Genomic DNA, 741 nt, shown 5'->3' on the forward strand with positions numbered 1-741 from the left:
ACCTTCGTCTCGCAGGTGGAGAACGGCCTGGGCCGCGTGCCGATCGAGACCCAGGCGATCTGGGCGCGGACCCTGGGCCTGGACCCGGGCCCCTTCGCCCGCACCTTGCTGCGCTATTACGAGCCCGAACTCCACCGCCTGCTGTTCGAGGACGGCGTCGACGCGGGCGACGCGCCGCTGGCGGCCCAGGCCTGACGCCGTCATGGGAGAGGTCCTAGCCTTCGCCCCCCGGTCGCCCGCCGGCGACTGGAGCCAGGTCAAGGTCTGGTACGACCCGCTCCGCGACCTGGGTTCGAGCACCTACCCGACCTACGGCTTCATCTATCAGGCTCCCAACCAGAACCCGGCCCAGGCCGTGGCCCGCAACGCGGCCATGACCGTGGCCCAGGCCACCGTCAACCAGGTGGCCTCGGGCGCCCCGACGCCCGGGCGCGGTCCGGCCCAGGCCCTCGGCCAGGCCGCCGCCGACACCGGCGACCGCCTCGCCGCCCTCATCCAGTCGGTGATGGCCGCCGGCGACTCCAAGAGCGGCGCCGCCAACTAAAAGCCTTCTCGGCCATCGCTTCGGCGTCCCGCCGCGTCCGCTTCGGGCGCGGCGCGGTTTCCTGTCGGGCGACAAAAAACCCCCGCCCGGCGGAGCCGGACGGGGGTCTTGTCGCGTGAACGCCCCGGGACGAGGCGTCAGGTCTGGCCTTAGCGCGTCAGGCCTTGCCTTCGGCCTTGGCCCGGTCGAGGCCCTTG

Annotated in this window: 2 protein-coding genes; both read left to right on the top strand. The window is 73.0% G+C overall.

Annotated elements, in window-relative coordinates; all coding sequences use genetic code 11:
* Nucleotides 1–195 (top strand): hypothetical protein (locus D1Z90_RS20850; RefSeq protein ID WP_198419287.1); only part of this gene is annotated, 195 nt, incomplete at its 5' end.
* Between the two features lie 7 nt (nucleotides 196–202).
* Complete coding sequence (locus D1Z90_RS20855) at nucleotides 203–544, top strand: hypothetical protein (RefSeq protein WP_119912671.1); 342 nt, start codon at nucleotides 203–205, stop codon at nucleotides 542–544.
* The last annotated feature ends 197 nt before the right edge of the window (nucleotides 545–741 follow it).

Source organism: Motilimonas pumila, from assembly GCF_003596335.1.
Taxonomy (GTDB): Bacteria; Pseudomonadota; Gammaproteobacteria; order Enterobacterales; family CBDFNC01; genus Motilimonas; species Motilimonas pumila.